General features: G+C 72.7%; 16 protein-coding genes. 8 read left to right on the forward strand and 8 right to left on the reverse strand.

Annotation, left to right across the window (positions count from 1 at the left end; genetic code table 11):
• Positions 1 to 33: 33 nt before the first annotated feature.
• The 3 genes from JOD54_RS01450 (at position 34) to JOD54_RS01460 (ending at position 5,534) form a co-directional block, all read left to right on the forward strand.
• On the forward strand, positions 34 to 2,373 hold the full coding sequence (locus JOD54_RS01450; protein ID WP_204448816.1) for a hypothetical protein: 2,340 nt from the start codon (positions 34 to 36) through the stop codon (positions 2,371 to 2,373).
• 315 nt (positions 2,374 to 2,688) lie between these two features.
• Complete coding sequence (locus JOD54_RS01455; protein ID WP_204448817.1) at positions 2,689 to 4,209, forward strand: APC family permease; 1,521 nt, start codon at positions 2,689 to 2,691, stop codon at positions 4,207 to 4,209.
• Positions 4,210 to 4,220: 11 nt separating this feature from the next.
• Positions 4,221 to 5,534, forward strand: coding sequence for a glutamate mutase L (locus tag JOD54_RS01460; protein ID WP_204448818.1), 1,314 nt, complete (start codon positions 4,221 to 4,223; stop codon positions 5,532 to 5,534).
• 229 nt (positions 5,535 to 5,763) lie between these two features.
• On the opposite strand, the gene JOD54_RS01465 is transcribed toward JOD54_RS01460, so the two are convergent.
• The 6 genes from JOD54_RS01465 to JOD54_RS01490 form a co-directional block, all read right to left on the reverse strand.
• Positions 5,764 to 6,684 (reverse strand): cation diffusion facilitator family transporter, encoded by a 921-nt coding sequence (locus JOD54_RS01465; protein WP_204448819.1) that lies wholly within the window; start codon positions 6,682 to 6,684, stop codon positions 5,764 to 5,766.
• A 49-nt stretch (positions 6,685 to 6,733) separates the two neighbouring features.
• A complete protein-coding gene (manA, locus tag JOD54_RS01470; RefSeq protein ID WP_204448820.1) occupies positions 6,734 to 7,963 on the reverse strand; it encodes a mannose-6-phosphate isomerase, class I in 1,230 nt (409 codons plus the stop codon).
• Positions 7,964 to 8,048: 85 nt separating this feature from the next.
• Complete coding sequence (locus tag JOD54_RS01475) at positions 8,049 to 9,143, reverse strand: SIS domain-containing protein (protein WP_204448821.1); 1,095 nt, start codon at positions 9,141 to 9,143, stop codon at positions 8,049 to 8,051.
• Positions 9,140 to 9,358 carry a Trm112 family protein gene (locus JOD54_RS01480; protein WP_204448822.1) on the reverse strand — a complete coding sequence of 73 codons (219 nt, stop codon included), beginning with the start codon at positions 9,356 to 9,358 and terminating at the stop codon, positions 9,140 to 9,142. Before JOD54_RS01480 ends, JOD54_RS01475 begins: the two co-directional genes overlap by 4 nt.
• Positions 9,359 to 9,408: 50 nt before the next feature.
• Complete coding sequence (locus tag JOD54_RS01485) at positions 9,409 to 10,761, reverse strand: phosphomannomutase/phosphoglucomutase (RefSeq protein ID WP_204448823.1); 1,353 nt, start codon at positions 10,759 to 10,761, stop codon at positions 9,409 to 9,411.
• A 110-nt stretch (positions 10,762 to 10,871) separates the two neighbouring features.
• Positions 10,872 to 11,234 carry a DUF3499 domain-containing protein gene (locus tag JOD54_RS01490; RefSeq protein ID WP_204448824.1) on the reverse strand — a complete coding sequence of 121 codons (363 nt, stop codon included), beginning with the start codon at positions 11,232 to 11,234 and terminating at the stop codon, positions 10,872 to 10,874.
• 107 nt (positions 11,235 to 11,341) lie between these two features.
• Here JOD54_RS01490 and JOD54_RS01495 point away from each other — a divergent pair, with 107 nt between their 5' ends.
• Positions 11,342 to 11,800, forward strand: coding sequence for a metallopeptidase family protein (locus tag JOD54_RS01495; protein ID WP_204448825.1), 459 nt, complete (start codon positions 11,342 to 11,344; stop codon positions 11,798 to 11,800).
• Here the strand turns inward: JOD54_RS01495 and JOD54_RS01500 are convergent.
• Positions 11,758 to 15,150, reverse strand: coding sequence for a glycosyltransferase (locus tag JOD54_RS01500; protein WP_307859780.1), 3,393 nt, complete (start codon positions 15,148 to 15,150; stop codon positions 11,758 to 11,760). The two genes, JOD54_RS01495 and JOD54_RS01500, sit on opposite strands and share 43 nt — an antisense overlap.
• Positions 15,151 to 15,314: 164 nt before the next feature.
• Positions 15,315 to 15,629 (reverse strand): WhiB family transcriptional regulator, encoded by a 315-nt coding sequence (locus JOD54_RS01505; protein ID WP_239573246.1) that lies wholly within the window; start codon positions 15,627 to 15,629, stop codon positions 15,315 to 15,317.
• A 230-nt stretch (positions 15,630 to 15,859) separates the two neighbouring features.
• Between JOD54_RS01505 and JOD54_RS01510 the strand changes: the two genes are divergently transcribed.
• The 4 genes from JOD54_RS01510 (at position 15,860) to JOD54_RS01525 (ending at position 19,555) form a co-directional block, all read left to right on the forward strand.
• Positions 15,860 to 16,609 (forward strand): site-2 protease family protein, encoded by a 750-nt coding sequence (locus tag JOD54_RS01510; RefSeq protein ID WP_204448827.1) that lies wholly within the window; start codon positions 15,860 to 15,862, stop codon positions 16,607 to 16,609.
• A gap of 99 nt (positions 16,610 to 16,708) precedes the next feature.
• Positions 16,709 to 17,707, forward strand: a complete 999-nt coding sequence (cofD, locus tag JOD54_RS01515; protein WP_204448828.1) for a 2-phospho-L-lactate transferase — start codon at positions 16,709 to 16,711, stop codon at positions 17,705 to 17,707.
• Positions 17,700 to 19,031 carry a coenzyme F420-0:L-glutamate ligase gene (locus JOD54_RS01520; RefSeq protein ID WP_204448829.1) on the forward strand — a complete coding sequence of 444 codons (1,332 nt, stop codon included), beginning with the start codon at positions 17,700 to 17,702 and terminating at the stop codon, positions 19,029 to 19,031. Before cofD ends, JOD54_RS01520 begins: the two co-directional genes overlap by 8 nt.
• Complete coding sequence (locus tag JOD54_RS01525) at positions 19,028 to 19,555, forward strand: NUDIX hydrolase (RefSeq protein ID WP_204448830.1); 528 nt, start codon at positions 19,028 to 19,030, stop codon at positions 19,553 to 19,555. Before JOD54_RS01520 ends, JOD54_RS01525 begins: the two co-directional genes overlap by 4 nt.
• Positions 19,556 to 19,591 lie beyond the last annotated feature (36 nt).

A 19,591-nucleotide genomic window follows, 5' to 3' on the forward strand; every position in this document is an offset into this window, starting at 1 on the left:
GTGATCCGTGCCGGAGAGTGACCGGGGAGGGACGTGCTGCTAACCGGTTCGGAGACCCGCGTGGTCGAGCTGCGGGTGCACGGCATCATGGGCACCACCCCGGAGAACCTGGTCACGGCGGTGGCCGCGGTCGACGTGGCTGGCGACGGGGTCGGCCGCATCGTGCGCCCGGCCGACCGGCTGATGCGCCCGGCACCCGGCCCGGTGCTGCGCGCCGAGGGCCGCTCGGTACCCAGGGTGGTCGAGGGCTACGTCTGGGGCGCGATGACCTCGGGCGGCATGGCCAAGGCGACGTGGGCGCTGCTGTTCCCGTTCTCGCTGGCGAACATGGCGCACTGGATGCTGCCGCCGATCCCCAGCGGGCACCGCACCGCGCGCCTGCTCGGCGCGCTGAACCGGTCGCTGCTGCGGTTGGCGGCGCTGCTGCTAACCGCGCTGCTGGTGGCGCAGGCGGCGGTGGTGAGCCTGGACCTGGTCGCCGCGCAGTGCCTCGCGCCCGGCACCGGCTGCCTGGACTGGGTGCCGGACTGGGCGCGGTCGACGACCGCGCTGCGGCAGCTGGTCGGTCTTGTCCCCGTGCTGCTGGGGATCCTGGTGCTGCACCGGGTGTCGACGGTGGCGTGGGAGACCCCCGCGGCGCCGAACCCGCCGGACGCGCAGCCGAACCTGCGGGTGGAACTGCCCGGCCGGAACCTGGTTTCGGACCCGGACACCCCCGCGCTGCGGGCGCTGCACCTGGCGGCGGCGTTGGCGTTGGTCGCGCTGCTGCCGCTGGGTGGTCCGTTCTCGCCGCCCCCACCCGGCCTGGCGTTCGGCGTGTGGGCGGCGGCGCTGGTGGTCGTCGGCATCTGTGTCTTGTGCGTCCTCGCCCTGGACGACCCGCGCGGCGCGGAACCGTCGGCGGCCGGTCGACGCCTGCGCACCGCGCTCGGCCGGGTGCCGCGCGCGGTGTTGCTGCTGACCGGTGCCGCGCTGGCGGTGACCGCCGGGGTGATCACCGACCCGCTGCCGACCAGGATGGCCGGTACCGGGCCGACGGTCGAGGCGATCGCGGCCGGGTTGATCGCGGTGATCGTGCTGCTCGGGCTGTTCCTGGTGCCCGCGGCGCTGATCGCCCGGCGGGGCTGGGCGCACCAGGCGCGTGAGCTGCGGCCGTGGGCTGGCGGGTGGATGGCCGCGCCGGTCCTGGCGATCAGCGCCCTGCTCGGCGGCGGTTTCGGCGCGGGCCTGGCGATCTCCCTGCGCAAGCTGGTCGGCTCCGAGTGGATCGACCTGCCGCGCGGCTACGAGCAGGTGACCCTGCTGTGGGGCGCCGCGGCGGCGATCGGGGTCGCGGTGGCCATCCCGATCAGCGCGGTCGCGGCGGTGCGGATGCTGCTGACCCCAGCGCGGTACGCCGAGATCGGCCTCCTGCACGACGGCCGCCCGGCCGACGCGACCGCGGCGACCAGGGCGTGGCGGCTCGCGGGGTGGCAGCGGCGCAACGCGCACCGGATGATCCTGGCGTTGGCCGGGGTGCTCGCCGCGGGCACGGCGATCTCGGTGACGACGCGGATCGCGGACCTGCACCCGCCGCAGTGGATGGAACCGTTCCCCGCCCTCGGGATCCTGACGCTGGGCGCGCTGGTGGTCGGCCTGGTCCGGGCGGTGTACACGGCGGTGCAGGAACCCGAAGCCGGACGCCGGTTGGGCGTGATCGCGGACCTCGCGTCGTTCTGGCCGCGGGAAGCACACCCGACGGTTCCGCCTTGCTACGCCTTGAAGGTCGCGCCGGAGTTGGCAGCGCGCGTGGTGGAGCACTTGAAGGACCCGTCGACTCGCGTAGTGCTAACAGGCCACAGCCAAGGCAGCCTGATCGTGGCAGTCACCGCGGCCCGTCTTATGGAAGTCCTGAACGAACCCGAACGCCAACGCCTCGGCGTAGTGACAGTGGGCTCGCAACTGCAATGGGCGTACCCGCGCGCGTTTCCCGCCGCAGTGCCGCACGCATCTCTCGCGGAACTGGCCCAACGCCTAGGCACTCGCTGGCGCTCTCTATGTAGAGGCACCGACCCCCTCGGCGGCGCAGTGACCACCTGGAACCGCCAAGTCTGCGACAACCAACTACTAGGCACCGGCTTCCGCCCCGACGGCACAGTGGGTCCCCTCCCCGCAGCCACCCCTTCCCCCACCGGCGCCCTAGTCCTCGGCGGCGACCACTGGCTCCCAGACCCCATGCGAGGCCCGTTCCAGGGCAGGCGCTGGGTCGCGGGCACCCTCGGCCACGGCAACTACACCGCCGACCCGGAATGGGACCGCGCCATCGCGATGGCAGCCGGGCTGGACCCGGAAGAGCCCCAGTCAGCCCTGCGCTGGCCACCCCGTTCCCCCTGACCAGCCAGGAAGCCGAGCACTGCCCTCGAAGTAGGCGGTCGTCCAGTGACCGTGGAAGGACAGTTCAGCGCTGCCCACCGTGTAGCCCCTCGCCGTCGGAGACGGCTTCATCGGCTCGTTGTCGAGCGCTGCGGGGGTTCGCGGTCGGCGCCGAGGAGGTTCAGCGACTGCGGCGTTGCCGAGCCTGCGTTGCAGGGTGGCGATGTCCTCGGTTGCGTGGCGTAGCACCGGCGACCACCGGTCATCATCCGGCGGAAATACACCACCAGCATTACCCTTTCGTGACCGATTCACTCGCAAGGAGAGGGGGCCGCGGTGCCTGGTAACGGGCTGTGGCGGACAAAATCCGTCGAGCAGTCGATCGCGGATACCGATGAGCCGGACACCAAGCTGCGCCGGAACCTGTCGACCTGGGACCTGATCGTCTTCGGGGTCGCCGTGGTGATCGGGGCCGGGATCTTCACCCTGACCGCGCGGACAGCCGGTGACCTGGCCGGGCCTTCGGTGTCGATCGCGTTCGTGATCGCGGCGGTGGCGTGCGCGTTGGCCGCCTTGTGCTACGCGGAGTTCGCCTCCACCGTGCCCGTCGCGGGGAGCGCGTACACGTTCTCCTACGCCACTTTCGGCGAGTTCGTCGCCTGGATCATCGGGTGGGACCTGATCCTGGAGTTGGCCGTCGGCGCCGCCGCGGTCGCCAAGGGGTGGTCGGTGTACCTCAACACCGTGCTGGGGTACGTCTTCGGGTTCGACCCGTCGCAGAGCACGGCGACGCTGGTGAAGCTCGGCGGGCTCACCATGGACTGGGGCGCGCTGGTCCTGGTGGTCTTCCTGGCCCTGCTGCTCGCCGTCGGCACCAAGCTGTCGTCGCGGGTCAGCGCGGTCATCACCGGGATCAAGGTGGCGATCGTGCTGTTCGTCATCGTCTTCGGCCTCTTCTACGTGAAAGCGGCCAACTTCTCGCCGTTCGTCCCCGAGTCGCAGCCGCCGCCCGCGGGCAAGAGCGGGATCGAGCAGTCGCTGTTCTCGGTGATCGCGGGCGGCGAGGGCAGCGCGTTCGGGGCGTTCAGCCTGCTGGCCGGTGCCTCGCTGGTGTTCTTCGCGTTCATCGGTTTCGACATCGTCGCGACCACCGCGGAGGAGACCAAAAACCCGCAGCGGTCGGTGCCGCGCGGCATCTTCGGGTCGCTGTCGATCGTGACGCTGCTCTACGTCGCGGTGTCGCTGGTCCTGGTGGGAATGGTGTCCTACCAACAACTCGCGACGACGATCAAGCCGGATGGCAGCGAGGACAAGAAGACCCTCGCCACCGCGTTCTCCCTCAACGGTGTCGACTGGGCCGCGCAACTCATCTCCGTCGGCGCGCTCGCCGGCCTGACCACCGTGGTCATGGTGCTCATGCTCGGCCAGATCCGGATCATCTACGCGATGTCGCGCGACCACCTGCTGCCGCGCCAACTCGCGCACACCGGCGGCAAGCAGACCCCGGTGCGCGCCACCGTCACCGTCGCCGTGCTGGTGGCGGTCGCGGCGACGTTCTTCGAGGCGGACAAGCTCGAGGAAATGGTCAACGTCGGCACCCTGTTCGCGTTCATCCTGGTCTCCGCAGGGGTGATCGTGCTGCGCAAGACCCGGCCGGACCTCAAGCGGTCGTTCCGGGTGCCGTGGGTGCCGCTGGTACCGATCCTGGCGATCATCGCCTGCGTGTGGCTGATGCTGAACCTGACCGTGCTGACCTGGCTGCGGTTCATCGCCTGGATGGTGCTCGGCGTCATCGTGTACTTCGCCTACAGCCGCCGCAAGTCGCTGGTCGGGCGCAGGCAGCGGGACGAACCGTAGGATGCCGCTCCGTGCCCGTACCCGCGCTGCTCTGCGTTGACGTCGGATCGACCTGGACGAAGGGCGCCCTGGTGGCCCCGGACGGCGAATTGCTCGGCACCGCCCAGCACGCGACGACGCCGCCGGAGGTCCTCGACGGGATCGCGGCCGTGACCTCGGCGCTGGGTGCCTCCAGCGCCGAGGTCCTCGCCTGCTCGTCGGCGGGTGGCGGCCTGCGGCTGGCGGTCGTCGGCCAGGAGCGGCTGGTCAGCACCGAGGCGGGCTACCGGGTCGCGCTCTCCGCGGGCGCGAAGGTCGTGCACGTCAGCGCGGGCGAGGTGGAGAGCCTGCGCCCGCTGCGGGCCGACCGCCCGGACGTGGTGCTGCTCGTCGGCGGCACCGACGGCGGTGACGAGGCCGTGCTGCTGCACAACGCGCGCAGGCTCGCGGAGAACCGCATCAGCGTCCCGATCGTCCTCGCGGGCAACGCGCACGCGCGCGACGAGGCGCTGGGCGTGCTCGCCGACCGCACCGTGGTCGCCACCGACAACGTCCTACCGGACGTCGGCGAGCTGAACCCGGGACCGGCACGCGACGCCATCCGCGAGGTCTTCCTCCAGCACGTCATCGGCGGCAAGGGCCTGTCGCGGGGCAAGCGCTTCCGCTCCCTGGTCCGCACCGTCACCCCCGACGCCGTCCTGGTCGGCGTCTCCCGCCTGGCCCACCTGCTGGCCACCGACGACGACCCAGGCGCGGTCCTGGTCGTCGACGTCGGCGGCGCCACCACGGATGTCTACTCCGCAGTGTCCACAGTGGAGGACACCGGGGCGACCGTGGCCCTGCCCGCCGACCGCAGGACCGTCGAGGGCGACATCGGCATGCGCTGGTCGGCACCCGGCATCGTCACCGAATCCCGCGCCGAGCAGCTGATCCCCGACGACACCCTGATGCCAGCCGCCAAACGCCGCGCCACCGACGTCGACTTCGTACCGTCCACTCCGGACGAGTCCGAAGTAGACATCCAGCTGGCCGCCCTGGCCGCCACCATCGCCATCCGCCGCCACCTGCGCCTGGTGGACAACCGACTGGGCCCCCGAGGCGCAGCCCTCCTAATCCTCTCCGGCGGCGTCTTCCGCCACGCGCCCCCCGCCGCGCTGGCCCAGGTCGAACAGACCCTGCGCGCCGACCCGGTCCTACGCCCCATCCTCCGCACAGCCCGCATCACCACCGACCGCGACTACGTCCTCGCCCCCGCAGGCCTGCTCACCGAAGCCGGACACCAAGCCACAGCCACCCGCCTACTCAGCCGACTGAGCCAAGCCTCGACCAACCGCCCACCCGCCTAACCCCCACCGCCCCTTGCCCGCCACGCCCTTTCGCCCACGCTTTTTCGCTCGCGCGCGCCCGAAAAACAGCCCCCACCCTCTCCGGGGGCGGCCCCGATCCCATTCTATCGGGCATGAACTGTGGAGGAAGGGCACGCGAAAAGCTGTGGACAGGCAAGAGGGTTGTGGACAACTCGACCTCTGCCAGCCGGGTCGGAGGTGCCCGACCGACAGGCAGGCCACCGAGAGATCAGGCCTTGACGGAGTCCCGGTACAGGTCTGGCTCCAGGTAGATCAACCGGGCCGAGGGCACGGCGGCCCGCACTCGGGCTTCGGCGTCGTCGATTGCCTGGGCGACGTCTTCCATGGGGAGGCCGGGGCGTAGGGCGATCTTGGCGGCGACCAGCAGTTCTTCCGGGCCCAGGTACTGGGTGCGGAGGTGGATGATCCGCTCGACCTTGCCGGTGGCGAGTTCGTGCTCGATCCTGGTCAGTTCGTCCGCGGTGGCGCCTTCGCCGATCAGCAGGGACTTCATCTCGACGATCAGGATGATGGCGATGATGCCGAGCAGGACGCCGATGGACAGGGTGCCGATGCCGTCCCAGACGGGTTCGCCGGTGGCCAGGGTCATGCCGACGCCGAGGAGGGCGAGGACGAGGCCGAGGAGGGCGCCCGCGTCCTCGAGCAGGACCACCGGCAGTTCCGGGGTGCGGGACTGCCGGATGAAGCCCCACCAGGTGGCGTCGCCCTTGATCTTCTTGGATTCGACGATGGCGGTGTAGAAGGAGTAGGACTCCAGGCCGATGGCGACCACGAGGATGCCGATGGCCACCCACGGCGCGGACAGCGCCTCGGGGTGGCCGATCTTGTGGATGCCCTCGTAGAGCGCGAAGACCGAGCCAAGGGAGAACAGCATCAGGGCGACGATGAACGAGTAGAAGTACCGGTCGCGGCCGAAACCGAACGGGTGCTCCTTGGTCGCGCGCCGCTGGGAGGTCTTCTGCCCGAGCAGCAGCAGGCCCTGGTTGGACGTGTCGGCGACCGAGTGCACCGACTCGGCCAGCATCGACGACGACCCGGTGATCAGGAAGCCGACGAACTTGGCCACGGCGATCCCCGCGTTCGCGCCCAACGCGGCGAGGATGGCCTTGGTGCTGCCTCCTGCGGACACAGTCGCTCCCTGGTGCTAGTCCGTTATGTCGGGTCGATCGGGTGGCAGCCTAGAGCGTGTCGTGCTCCGGTGCCTCGGCGCCCACGGTTGCCAGGAACACCTGGGCGCGCGCGGTGCCGACCGGGGTCAGCGCCAGGTCCGGGTCCGACGCCGGTACCCAGGCCGACTCGCCGCGGCCGAGCAGGCGGCCGCCGACCTCGACCGCGCCGTCGGTGCACACCATGATCCTGGGCCGCGCCGCGGGCACCAGGACCCGGTCGCGTTCGCCCTCGGCCCACTCCACCCTGGACAGTTCGAACTCGGGGGCGTCGGTGCGGTAGGTCCGCAGCCGCCCGGTCTGGTCCCCGGTGGACACCGGCATGTCGCCGCAGCCGAAGTCGAGCACCCGCAGCAGTTCCGGGACGTCGACGTGCTTGGGGGTCAGACCGCCGCGCAGGATGTTGTCGGAGTTGGCGAGGATCTCGACGCCGGTGCCGTGCAGGTAGGCGTGCAGGTTCCCGGCGGGCAGGTAGATGGCCTCACCGGGGCGCAGCACCAGCCGGTTGAGCAGCAGGGCGGCCAGCACGCCCGCGTCACCGGGGTAGCTCTCCCCCAGTTCGAGCACGGTGCGGCACTCCAGGGAGAACTCGCCGTGCGCCTTGATGTGCGCGACGCAGGCGTCGATCAGGTCCGGCATCAGCCGCTCGAGCGCGGGCTGCGGCAGGGTGATCCAGGTGGTGAACAGCGCGCGCAGCCCGTCGGAGGTGGGCTGGCCGACCAGCAGGTCGATGTGCGCGGAGAGCCCCGGCGTGCGCAGCTGCTCCAGCAGCGCGATCGTGCGGACCGGGTCGCGGAAGCCCGCGAGCGCGTGGAACTCGGTGAGCGCGCACAGCAGTTCCGGCTTGGCCGTCGGGTCCGGGTAGTTGCGGTTGGCCGCGTCCCTGGCGATGCCCGCCTTCTCCTCGGCGGCGTACCCCTCGGCGGCTTGGGCCGCCGACGGGTGGGCCTGCATGCTCAGCGGTTCCTCGACCGCGAGGATCTTGAGCAGGAACGGCAGCCGGTTGCCCCAGCGCGACGCGGTGGCGTCACCGAGCTGACCGAGCGGGTCGGCGTCGATCCGCTCGAGCAGCGAGTGCACGGCGCCCTCGCCGTCGACGAACCGGGACGGGTCGCCCGGGTGGGCCCCCATCCACAGCTCTGCCTCGGGGTGCGGCGCGGGGACCGGGTTGCCGAGCAGCTCGGCGATGGTCGTGCGCGAACCCCACGCATACGGGCGCACCGCATTGCGCAGCAGCTCCACCTGACTACTCACTCCTTCGTGCCACCCTGGCGCCGTCTCAGTGCGGCACCGGGCCCCGAACCGGCCATGACGCGTGGACCGCGGCTCACGCGGTCGCGGGAGCGTACCGGCCGGAACCGCCGGTGGTGCCCGCGGCGAGGCCCAGGTAGAGCGCGGCGAGCTCGAACCGCAGCGCCAGCACGGCGGCGCGGGTCGGTTCGTCGGCGGTGATCTCCTCGGCCGGGGCGATGAGGTCCGCGGCGGGCAGGGTCTCGTGCGCCTGCCTGCGCACCGGGTCGCCCGGCTGCGCGCGCACGGCGAGCAGCACGACCCGCGGCGGCAGGGCGGCCGGGCCGTCGAAGGTGTCCGGGTCGGCGAAGATGTCGCGCTCGGAGGTGGCGCGCACGGCCGCGCGGAACAGCGCGGTGCGGCTGTTGGCCTGCGGGAAGCCGACCACGTCGCAGACCAGGTCGGTGTGCGTGCCCAGCACCTGCACCGCGTGCCTGCCGACTGCGGTGGCCACGTGGTCGAGGCCCCACAGCAGCGGGGAGTGCTCGGCCAGGCGCAGCGCCAGGGACTTGGCGGGGTTGACGAACGACTCGTGCTGCGGGTGGTCGCGCTCGGCTTCGCGGTCGAGCTCGTCGGCGAGGCTGTTGGCGTCCACGCGCAGCAGGCCGAGGGTCTTGAGGGCCAGCAGACCGGAGGTGAAGGCGGTCGGGAAGCCGAAGCCGGGCCGCACCGGCAGCCGCGGCGAGATCAGCACCCCGTTGCCCGCGGCGGCCGCGGCGACCGGCCCTTCGCCGGGCCCGGTCAGCACGACGCCCGCGCCCCGGCGGCCCGCGCGGTCGACGTCCTCGGCGAGCTGCACGTCACCGGGGTCGTCGGTGTGCGCGATGACCACGTCCAGCGCGCCGACCCACGGCGGGACGACGTCGGTGATCACCAGCGGTACCGGGCACGCGGGCAGCAGTAGCTCGGCGAGCAGCCGCGACACCGCAGGTCCCAGGCCGGGTCGGGTCATCAGCACGACCGCGCGCGGCCGCACACCTTCAAGCCGGTCGATGCCCGCTTCCACCGACGCCTCGGCGGTGGCCCGCACCTGGGCACCGGCCATGGCGCCCGCGCGCAGCATGCCCTCCGGGTCGGCCTCGCCCAGCCGGGAGAGGTCGTCGAGGAGGCTGTCGTCGGGGACGGCGGTCACTGTGCCGCCGCGGTCGGGCGGTCGGCGGAGGGGTCCTCCGCCTCGTCGAGCAGCAGCACCGGGATGCCGTCGGTGACCGGGTACCGCCTGCCGCACTCGGTGCAGGTCAGCACGTCGGCCTCGGGGTCGTCCGGGGTGCCGACCCGCAACGGGGCGTGGTCCTCGGACGGGCAGGCGAGGATGTCCAACAGCTGCTGGTCCAGTGTGACTGCCATGGTGGTCCTCCTCGTGTCCAGTGTCCCAGGGGGGAGCGGGTCGCCGCAGCTCAAGCCAGGACGATCGCCAGCACCTCGTCGCGGATCGCGGCGACCGCGGTCTCGTCGGCGGCCTCCACGTTGAGCCGCAGCAGCGGTTCGGTGTTGGAGGCGCGCAGGTTGAACCAGCCGCCGCCGGGCAGCCGCACGGTCAGCCCGTCGAGCTCGTCGAGCTCCACCCCGGTGCGCCCGCCGAACTCGGCCCGGATCGCCGCCAGCCGCCCGGCCTGGTCGGTCACCGTGGAGTTGATCTCACCGGAGGCCGCGTAGCGGTTGAACTCCCTGGTCAGCTCGGACAGCGGGCCCGGCTGCTCGCCCAGCGCGGCCAGCACGTGCATGGCCGCGAGCATGCCGGTGTCGGCCTTCCAGAAGTCGCGGAAGTAGTAGTGCGCGGAGTGCTCGCCGCCGAAGATCGCGCCGGTGCGGGCCATCTCCTGCTTGATGAACGAGTGCCCGACCCTGGTGCGCACCGGGGTGCCGCCGTGCTCGGCGACGATCTCGGGCACCGCGTCGGAGGTGATCAGGTTGTGGATCACCGTGCCGCCGGGGTCCTTGGCCAGCTCGCGCACCGCGACCAGGGCGGTGATGGCGCTGGGCGAGACCGGGTCGCCGTTCTCGTCGACGACGAAGCAGCGGTCGGCGTCGCCGTCGAAGGCCAGCCCGGCGTCCGCGCCGACCTCGCGCACCTTCGCCTGCAGGTCCACGATGTTCTTCGGGTCCAGCGGGTTGGCCTCGTGGTTGGGGAAGCTGCCGTCGAGCTCGAAGTACATCGGCACGACGTCGAGCGGCAGACCGGTGAACACGCTGGGCACGGTGTACCCGCCCATGCCGTTGCCCGCGTCCACCACGATCTTGAGCGGCCGGATGCCGGAGAGGTCGACCAGCTCGCGCAGGTAGGCGGCGTACTCGCCGAGCAGGTCCTTGTGCTCGACCGACCCGACCTTCTCGGCGGCCGGGTACTCGGCGCCTGCCTCCACATCGGCCTGGATCTCGGTGAGCCCGGAGTCCTGGCCGACCGGTGCAGCGCCCGCGCGGCAGAGCTTGATGCCGTTGTACTTCGCCGGGTTGTGGCTGGCGGTGAACATCGCGCCGGGCAACTGCAGGCTGCCGGAGGCGAAGTACAGCATGTCGGTGCTGGCCAGACCGATGTTGACCACGTCGACCCCGGTCGAGGCGACCCCGGCGCCGAACGCCTCGGCCAGGCCGGGCGAGGAGTCGCGCATGTCGTACCCGATGACCACGGCGGGTCCACCGACCAGCCGGGCGAACGCGGCGCCGATGGCGCGCACCAGGTCGGTGTCGATCTGCTCGCCCACCACGCCGCGGATGTCGTAGGCCTTGAAGACACCGGACAGGTCGCGCACGGGGTACTCCCAGGGGTCGCGCGGGAGACCTCGGCAGCCGCCCGCTACTACTGGCCAGGAGCCTACCGGCGGCATCGAAAGGCCGACTGTCAGCGTCACCCGACGGTCCGCTAATCGTTGATGGGGTCCGGGAGAACTCTGAGGTGGCCCCGTCGACCCGCGGCGCCAGCGGTCGGGTCGATCGGCTCGACCGGGCGGTCCACGCGGCCCGCTTCGCGCACGGCTTCGGCCAACGCGGTCAGGTCGTCGACCGACGGCTCGGGGAGGGCGAAGGCGCCGTCGTGGCGGACGACCTCCCAGCCGCGCGGGACGGTGAGGCGCAGCGCGTGCTCCTCGCACAGGTCGTAGCTGTGCGGTTCGGAGTACGTCGCCAGCGGTCCGACAACGGCGGTGGACTCGGCGTAAGCGTAGGTCAGCGTGGCTACGGCCGGGTCGACACACCCGGTCCGCGAACACCGCCGCACGCTCCGCACGATCGGTGACCATAGCGCCTTTGCGGGCCTGCGGGCCCCAAGTGCCGCACGACACGCCCCCGACACGCCCAACCGGCCCAGCACGGGACCCGCGTACCCTGCTCAGGGTGGTGACGGCTCGCAGTTCCCGGCGGCGCGGACGGCGCAATCGCGACAGGCACGGCCGCGGGTTGCGCGGGCCGCTGTACCCGTCGACGCTCCCCGCGGCCAGTACCCGCGCGGAGAAGTTCGACGCGTTGGTGCTCGACGCCCTGGAGCCGATCGAGGCCCGGTGGCGCACCGAGTTGACCAAGCTCGACGTGGCCGTCGACGACGTGCCCGAGGTCACCCCGGACACCCCGGACGGGGTGCTCGCCGACAGCGGTGTGCCGCTGGCGCGGCTGGTGCGGGCGGGTGTCGACCGGCGCGGTCAGCCGACCAGGGCGCGGATCGTGCTGTACCGGCGGCCGCTGGAGGCCCGCGCGAAGGACAGCGCGGACCTCGCGGACCTGGTGCACGACGTGCTGGTGGAGCAGGTCGCGGCCTACCTCGGCCTGGACCCGGGTGTGATCGACGGCGAGTCCTGACCCCGGCGGCCGGGGATCGCGGTCAGCAGGGCGAACAGCACCACCGCGGCCTGGATGAGCAGCAACAACCCGCGCAACGTCGTGGGTTGCTCGATGCGCACCTCGGCCGCCCGCGTCGGCACGGTCACCGCGACCGAGCTGCCCCACGCCCGCACGACGGCCACGGGCCTGCCGTCGACGGTGGCCTGCCAGCCGGGCTCCTCCTCGGCGGTGATCACCAGCAGCCTGCCCTCGGCCCCGTCGGACACCCGAACCGCGACCTGGGGCGGGGCGGCGGCGACGGGCACCGCGCCGTCGCTGGGCGGTGTCCCGCCGGTCAGGGCCTGGTGCGCCACATCGGGTGAGAGCAGGTACGCCGAGCCGGAGCGCGGCAGGAGCCGGAACACCGCGGAGCCCGCCGAGGTTTGCGGGGCGTCTGCGACGAGGGTTCCCGCGCGGTCGCGGAACACGTCGGCCTCGGCCATGGGGATCACGACGAACAGGACGCCGGAGGCGGCGGCGCGCAGGACCGCGGTCCGGACCCGGTCGGTGTCGCCGGAGCGCAACTCCCGGTCCAGGCCCGCGAGCCGGGGCCCGGCGGACGGGGTCGGCGCGAGGTCGTCGTCGCCGAACAGGGGCGCGCGGCCGGTGGCCTGGCGGGGTGCGTGGTCGGACAGGACGAGTACGGACCGGTTGGTGTTGGCGAGTTCCGCGGTCAGCGTGGTCGCCAACCGCTCGCCGCCGGTGTCGTCGAGCGGGCCCTGCCGACCGGGGATGATCACGCCGATCGCCAGCACGCCGACCGCGGCCGCTCCCGCGAGGACCGCTGGCCACCGCACGCGCGCCCGGCCGGTGCGAAGTGCCCCCAGCAGTGCCCACACCAGACCCCAGCCGACGATCAACAGCGGTACCCCGGTCCACGCGGGCACAGCGGGTCCACCGCTCAACGGTGTCGCGGGCACCAACCGCACCAACACGACGGTCGCGACTCCCAGCAACGCGAACGCCAGTCCCGGCAGGACGGCGCGGCGGGCACCGGCGGCGATACCGACGAGCACAGCCGCGACGACCACGAAGCCGACGAACGACCACGCCCCGGGCCCACCCGCGTTGAGGCTCGCCAGGTCCACCAGCGAGGCGGCGGGCGCGTCAACGACAGAACCCAGGCCGTGCAGGACGACGCCCGGGTGCTGGATCACCACCGCGGGCCACGGCAGCAGCAACGCCAACGGCATGAGCACCAGAAGGAAGAGAGCCGCTCCGCGCCGGGCACCGCCACCGGGGACGAGGACGAACCCGCCGAGTGCCATGGCGACCAGCGTCAGGTGCGTCAGGGGTGAGAAGGCCCCGATCGCCGCCACCCCGAGTGCCGTTCCCGCTGCCGTCGACAGCCAGGTCCCCTCGCCGACCCGGTAGCGCCCGATCAACGCAGCGATCCCGGAAGCCACCAATGGCAGCAGGATGTGCACTACGACCGCGTCGAGCCTGCCCTGCGCCACAGCGGCAGCAGCGGGCGGCAGCAACGCGTACCCCAGCGCGAGCAGTGCCCGCACCCACCGGCGGACCGGTGCCCTCCTGGTCGCCACATACGCACTTAGGCCCGCCAGCGGGAGATCCGCGAGGAACAACAGCGCTACCACGACCTGCGGACCGCCCACGGGTGCGAAGACCGCTCCCAGCGATCCGAGCACCGCCAGCGCTGTCGGCGCGGGAGCGGCGGTCCCGCCCGCGACTCCGTGCCACGTCGCCAGGTACTCGGACCACACCTGCTCGAGCGAGCCGATCGGCGATAACCGCCCGCCCGCGAGGTCCAGTCCCAGCCTGCCCGCGTTCACCGCGAAGGCGAGCGCGACCAACCCGAGCACCAGCAACAGCGGTGGCGCCAAAGCGATCTGCCGCAACACCCGCCCGCGGTCGACCCGCACCAACACCATCTCCGCGGGCACCGGGGTCGTCCCGTCCCGACGCACCGGCGACGGCCGCGGTCCAGGGCTGGGTCGCAGCCCGCTCGGCTGCTCACCTGCTTCGATGACCAGCGGCACCGCGATCGCCTTCTCCGGTCGGCGCAGTCCCGCCCGCCGCGGCCGACCACCCGCACCGGCGGGCAGGACATCCGGGCTCACCGGCGGCCGGGGCACGGAATCCGGCGGCAGCCACACTGCGGCGGGGTCGTAGTCGCTCGGCAGCCGCCCCAGCGCCGCATCAGCCGCGACCCGCCTGCGGACCATGGTCGACACCGCACCCCGAGTGGCGTTGCGCAACCGGGTGGACCGGCTGGTGAACAAGCCGCGCACGCTGCCGGACCGCTTCCCCCGACGGGCCCGCTCCGCCCGCGCGGCGCGCAACCCGGCACCGCCCCCGAGCAGGTACGCCACGGCCCGCAGTTCCGCGCGCGCGTCGGCCAGCCTGCGTTGCATTGCGAAACCCAAGGCGCGCACCAAACACAGCAGGGTGAGCCTGGGCACACCGACGAGGAACGACAGCGCGGAGCAGTTCACCAAAAACGTCCGCAGCCCGGCCCCGCGAGCCAGGGCGCGCGGGGTGGACCCCAACCGCGGCGACCCGGCGTCGACCCTGCGGCGCCGGGTGGACACCGCACGGGCGTGCCGGATCCGCGAGGTGGGAACGCACAGGACCACGTGCCCGGCCTGGTTCGCCCGCCACCCCAGGTCGATGTCCTCGCCGTAGAGCCGCAGCGCGCGGTCGAACCCGCCCACCTCGTCCCACACCGCGCGGCGCACCAGCATCCCGGCCGACGACACCGCCAACACCTCGGTGGTCTGCTCGAAGGCGGTCTGCTCGAAGGCGGTCCGGTCGGCACCCCTGCCCAGCCGCACCCAGTCCAGTTCGGACGGACCGACGCCGGTCTGCCGGTGCCCGGAGGCGTCGGTGGACAGTCCGGCCTCGACCACCAGCCTCGGGTCCTGCCAGTCCACCACCAGCGGACCGAGCACCCCGGCCGACGGCGACACCTCGGCGGCCAGCAGCAGCGTGGCCAGGCAGTCCGGGTCGGGCGCGCAATCGTCGTGCAGCAACCAGATCCAGCCGCCCGGGTCACCCCAGCGCTCGACGGCGTGCTCGACCGCGGCGTGCACCGCGTCGGCGAAACCGGTCGCCGGGTCCAGGGTCAGCACACCGTCCACGACCTGGTCCGGTCCGCGCGACGCGGCGTCGAGCAGCGCCGCGGTGTCGTCGGTCGACCCGGTGTCCACGGCGATCACGTGCCGGGGCCGGGGGCTGGACCTGCGCAACGCCGAGAGCGCTGGGCGCAACCACTCGGCACCGTCGTGGCAGACCAGGACGGCGAGCACCGGCGCCGTGCGCAGCACGGGACCGCCGCGCGCCAGTGCCGACCGGGACCGAGGGGGCACGGACCGGCACACCTCCCTCGTTCGCGGGCCATTGGCCGCCCACCGTACGACGAGACGTGCTGGACCGTGTGAAGGCGGGCGGCTCAGCCCGCGTTATCGACGGTTCCCACGACCACCTTGAGCCCGGACTCCCCAGTCAGGCCCTCGGCGCGGACGCGCGGTGCTCAGACCGCGCGCTTCTTCAACTTCCGCCGCTCCCGTTCGGACAGACCGCCCCAGATGCCGAACCGCTCGTCGTGCGCCAGGGCGTACTCCAAGCACTCGGAGCGGACCTCACAACCGAGGCAGATCCGCTTGGCCTCTCTGGTCGAGCCGCCCTTCTCGGGGAAGAACGCCTCGGGGTCGGTCTGCGCGCACAGGGCGCGCTCCTGCCACTCCTGCTCCTCGGTCTCGTCGAAGAACCCGGAGAACACCCCGAGGTCCTCTGTCGACCGCTCGCCCCACTCCACGACGCGGCCCCCGTCACCCAATCCCTGCATGATCGCCCGCCTCCTCGCCTTCCGCACTCCCCGGCTGGCGGATGCCATAGGCCGTCCCCGTGGCGAATGACATCGATGTGATTACACCCGTGTCGCAGCGGCGGGTCAAGCGCGGCCCCCGAGCGGGTGATGGGATATGCGCTCCCCGTACCCGATCGTGTACGTGCCGAAACGACGGCGATCGGCGGTCCGGTCGCCCGCCAACCGACCGACATTGCCACACTGGTGTCGTGCAGCGATCAGCGGTCCGCCCGTCACCGGTCTTCCTCGCGCTCCTCGTGCTCACCGTGGGGGGCGCTCTGCTGACCCTGCTGGAGGGCGAGACAGCGCTGCGAGCTGGGGTGTTCCTGCTCGTCATGGGCGGGTGGGCGGTGTCGCTGTGCCTGCACGAGTTCGGCCACGCGATCGTCGCCTTCCGCGGCGGCGACCGCGAGGTGTACTTCAAGGGCTACCTCACCCTCGACCCGCGCCGCTACACCGACCCGGTGCTGAGCCTGCTGCTGCCGCTGCTGTTCCTGGCGATCGGCGGCATCCCGCTGCCGGGCGGGGCGGTGTGGATCAACCACCACGCGCTGCGTTCCCGAGCGGTGGACTCAGCCGTGTCGCTGGCCGGTCCGTTCGCCAACCTGGTGATCGCGATCCTGCTGGCGCTGTCGGTGAACGTGTTCGAGCCCGCGCCGGGGATCGCCTGGGGCCTGTCGTTCCTGGCCCTGCTGCAGCTCGCGGCGTTCGTGCTCAACATCCTGCCGGTGCCCGGCCTGGACGGGTGGGGCGCGATCGAGCCGTACCTGTCCTACGAGGCGCGCCGCTTCGGCGCGAAGGCCAGGCAGTGGGCGCCGCTGATCCTGTTCGCCGTGCTGATCGGCATCCCCGGTGCCAGCGAGGTGTTCTGGGACGCGGTTCAGGCGCTCTACGGCGCGGTCGGCGGCAACGAGGTCTACGCCGTCTACGGCCAGTACGCGTTCTTCTTCTGGCGCTAAACGATCGCTAAAGGCCCCTGTGGGCAGACTAAACGTGAAAACCATCTCTCGGCGGCGGGGCCGACCCGCCGCCGACCAGACTTGCGAGGATCGCCGACCGTGAAGGTAGTGGTAGTCGTCGGCGGGGTCGGGGGAGCCCGGTTCCTGCTCGGCGTGAAGAGGTTCCTGGGGTTGCCACCGGTCGGCGAGCCCGACTCGCCCAGCGGGCACGAGATCACCGCGGTCGTGAACACCGCGGACGACATCTGGCTGCACGGCCTGCGGATCTGCCCCGACCTCGACTCGTGCATGTACACCCTGGGCGGGGGTAGCGACACCGAGCGCGGCTGGGGCCGCACCGGCGAGAGCTGGGTGGTGAAGGAGGAACTGGCCGCCTACGGCGCCGAGCCGGAGTGGTTCGGCCTCGGCGACAAGGACATCGCCACGCACCTGGTGCGGACCAGGATGATGCGCGCGGGCTACGAGCTCTCGGACGTCACCGCGGCGCTGTGCGACCGGTGGAAGCCCGGGGTCCGGTTACTCCCGATGACCGACGACCGCGTGGAGACGCACGTGGTCATCGACGAGCCCGGCACCGGTGAGCGCAAGGCGGTGCACTTCCAGGAGTGGTGGGTCCGCTACCGCGCGGAGCCGAGGGCGCGGTCGATCGTGCCGGTCGGCGCGGACGAGTCGACCCCGGGGCCCGGCGTGGTCGAGGCGATCTCCGAGGCGGACATCGTGCTGCTGGCGCCGTCGAACCCGGTGGTGAGCGTGGGCACGGTGCTGTCGGTGCCCGGCGTGCGCACGGCGCTGCGCAAGACCGAGGCGCCGGTGGTGGGCGTGTCGCCGATCATCGGCGGCAAGCCGGTGCGCGGCATGGCCGACGCCTGCCTCGAGGCGATCGGGCTGGAGAGCTCGGCGGAGGCGGTCGGTCGGCACTACGGGTCGCGGGCCTGCTCGGAGGGCGGCGTGCTGGACGGGTGGCTGGTCGCCGCGGGCGACAAGGCCGACGTGCCCGGGGTCGCGGTTCGGGCGGTTCCGCTGCTGATGTCCGATGTGGACGCCACGGCCGCCATGGTGCGCGCGGCGGTCGAGCTCGGCGGGGTCGAGGTTGGCTGACCACGGCGCGGCGGGGTCGGTGGAGGTCCTGCCGGTGCGCGGGCTGCCCGAGTTCCGCCCAGGCGACGACCTCACCGGCGCGGTGGTCGCCGCGGCGCCGTGGCTGCGCTCCGGCGACGTCGTCGTGGTCACCAGCAAGATCGTGTCCAAAGTGGAGGGCAGGCTGTACCGGGTGCCCACCGACCCCCTCGAGCGGGAGGCCGCGCGGCGGCGGGCGGTGCTGGAGGAGGCCGAGCGGGTCATCGCGGCCAGGGGGCCGACGCTGATCACGGTGAACAAGCGGATCGGCGTGGTGCAGGCGGCCTCCGGGGTGGACGCGTCCAACGTGGCGGGCGACGAGATCGCCCTGCTGCCCGCCGACCCGGACGCCTCGGCGCTGGCGCTGCGCAACGGGCTGCGCGAGCGGCTGGGCGTGGAGGTGGCGGTCGTGGTGACCGACACCATGGGCCGCGCGTGGCGGCTGGGGCAGACCGACGCGGCGATCGGGGTGTCCGGGCTGCGCGCCCTGCACTCCTACGCGGGCGTGGTCGACCCCATGGGCAACGAGCTGGCGGTGACCCAGGTCGCGGTCGCCGACGAGGTGGCAGCGGCGGCGGACCTGGTGAAGGGCAAGCTCGGCGGGGTGCCGGTCGCGGTCGTGCGCGGGCTTGAGATCGGCGACGACAAGTCCACGGCGCGGGACCTGGTGCGCCCGGTCGAGGAGGACATGTTCCGGCTCGGCACGGCCGAGGCGATCACCCGGGGGCGCCGGGAGGCGGTGCTGCTGCGCCGGTCGCTGCGCTCGTTCGCCGACGAGCCGGTGGACGTCGGCGCGATCCGGCGCGCGGTGGCCACGGCGCTGACCGCACCCGCGCCGCACCACACCCGCCCGGTGCGGTTCGTGCGGCTGACCGGGCGGCGGGCGGACCTGCTGGCCGCGATGCGGGCGGCGTGGGAGTCGGACCTGCGCGGCGACGGCCTCGACGACGCCGCGGTGGCCCGCCGGGTCGCCCGGGGTGACCTGCTGGTCGCCGCGCCGGAGGTCGTGCTGCCGTTCCTGGTCCGCGAGGGCGCGCACGCCTATCCCGACGCCCGGCGGGCGGAGGCGGAGCGGACGATGTTCACCGTCGCCGGTGGTGCCGCGGTGCAGGGGCTGCTCGTCGCCCTCGCCGCGGAGGGCCTGGGGTCGTGCTGGGTATCCTCGACGATCTTCTGCCCGGACGTGGTGCGCTCGGTGCTGGGGCTGCCCGCGACCTGGGAACCCCTCGGCGCGGTCGCGGTCGGGCGGCCCCCGCAGGAGCTGACCCCGCGCGAGCCGCGGGACGAGGAGTTGCTGGAACTGTGAGCCCGCACCCCGACGCGGTCGCGACGATGTCGGCCTGGCGGCCCGCCTTCCGCGGCCAGGAGTCGCTGCGCCAGGCCTTCCTGGGGTTCCTGCTGGCCAGGCCGGACGCGTGCCTGCGCTCGTGCGAGCCGGGCCACATCACCGCCTCGGCGCTGGTGTTCGACGCCGAGGGCGAGCACGTGCTGCTGACGCTGCACCCGAGGGTCGGCAGGTGGTTGCAGCTCGGCGGGCACTGCGAGCCCTCGGACCGCACGCTGGCCGGGGCGGCGCTGCGCGAGGCGACCGAGGAGTCGGGGATCGCCGGGCTGCGCATCGACCCGGTGCCGCTGCACGTGGACGTGCACCCGATCACCTGCTCTCTCGGCCTGCCGACCCGGCACTTCGACGTGCGGTTCGCGGTGCGCGCGCCTGCCGGGGCGATCCCGGTGCGCGGGCCGGAGTCGCTGGACCTGCGCTGGTGGCCGGTGGACGCATTACCGGATGGCGGCCGGGAAATCGACCCGATCCTGGCCGTTCTGCGGTGATTTCACCTCATGAGGTGACAATTCGGTGGAGCCTTC

Origin of the sequence: Actinokineospora baliensis, assembly GCF_016907695.1 — a bacterium.
In the GTDB taxonomy this organism is placed as follows: domain Bacteria; phylum Actinomycetota; class Actinomycetes; order Mycobacteriales; family Pseudonocardiaceae; genus Actinokineospora; species Actinokineospora baliensis.

What these genes read in the sequence shown, in the direction of transcription:
- JOD54_RS01480 (WP_204448822.1), bottom strand. Translation starts at nt 9,358, where the DNA reads ATGGCAGTCACACTGGACCAGCAGCTGTTGGACATCCTCGCCTGCCCG.
- JOD54_RS01505 (WP_239573246.1), bottom strand. Translation starts at nt 15,629, where the DNA reads ATGCAGGGATTGGGTGACGGGGGCCGCGTCGTGGAGTGGGGCGAGCGG.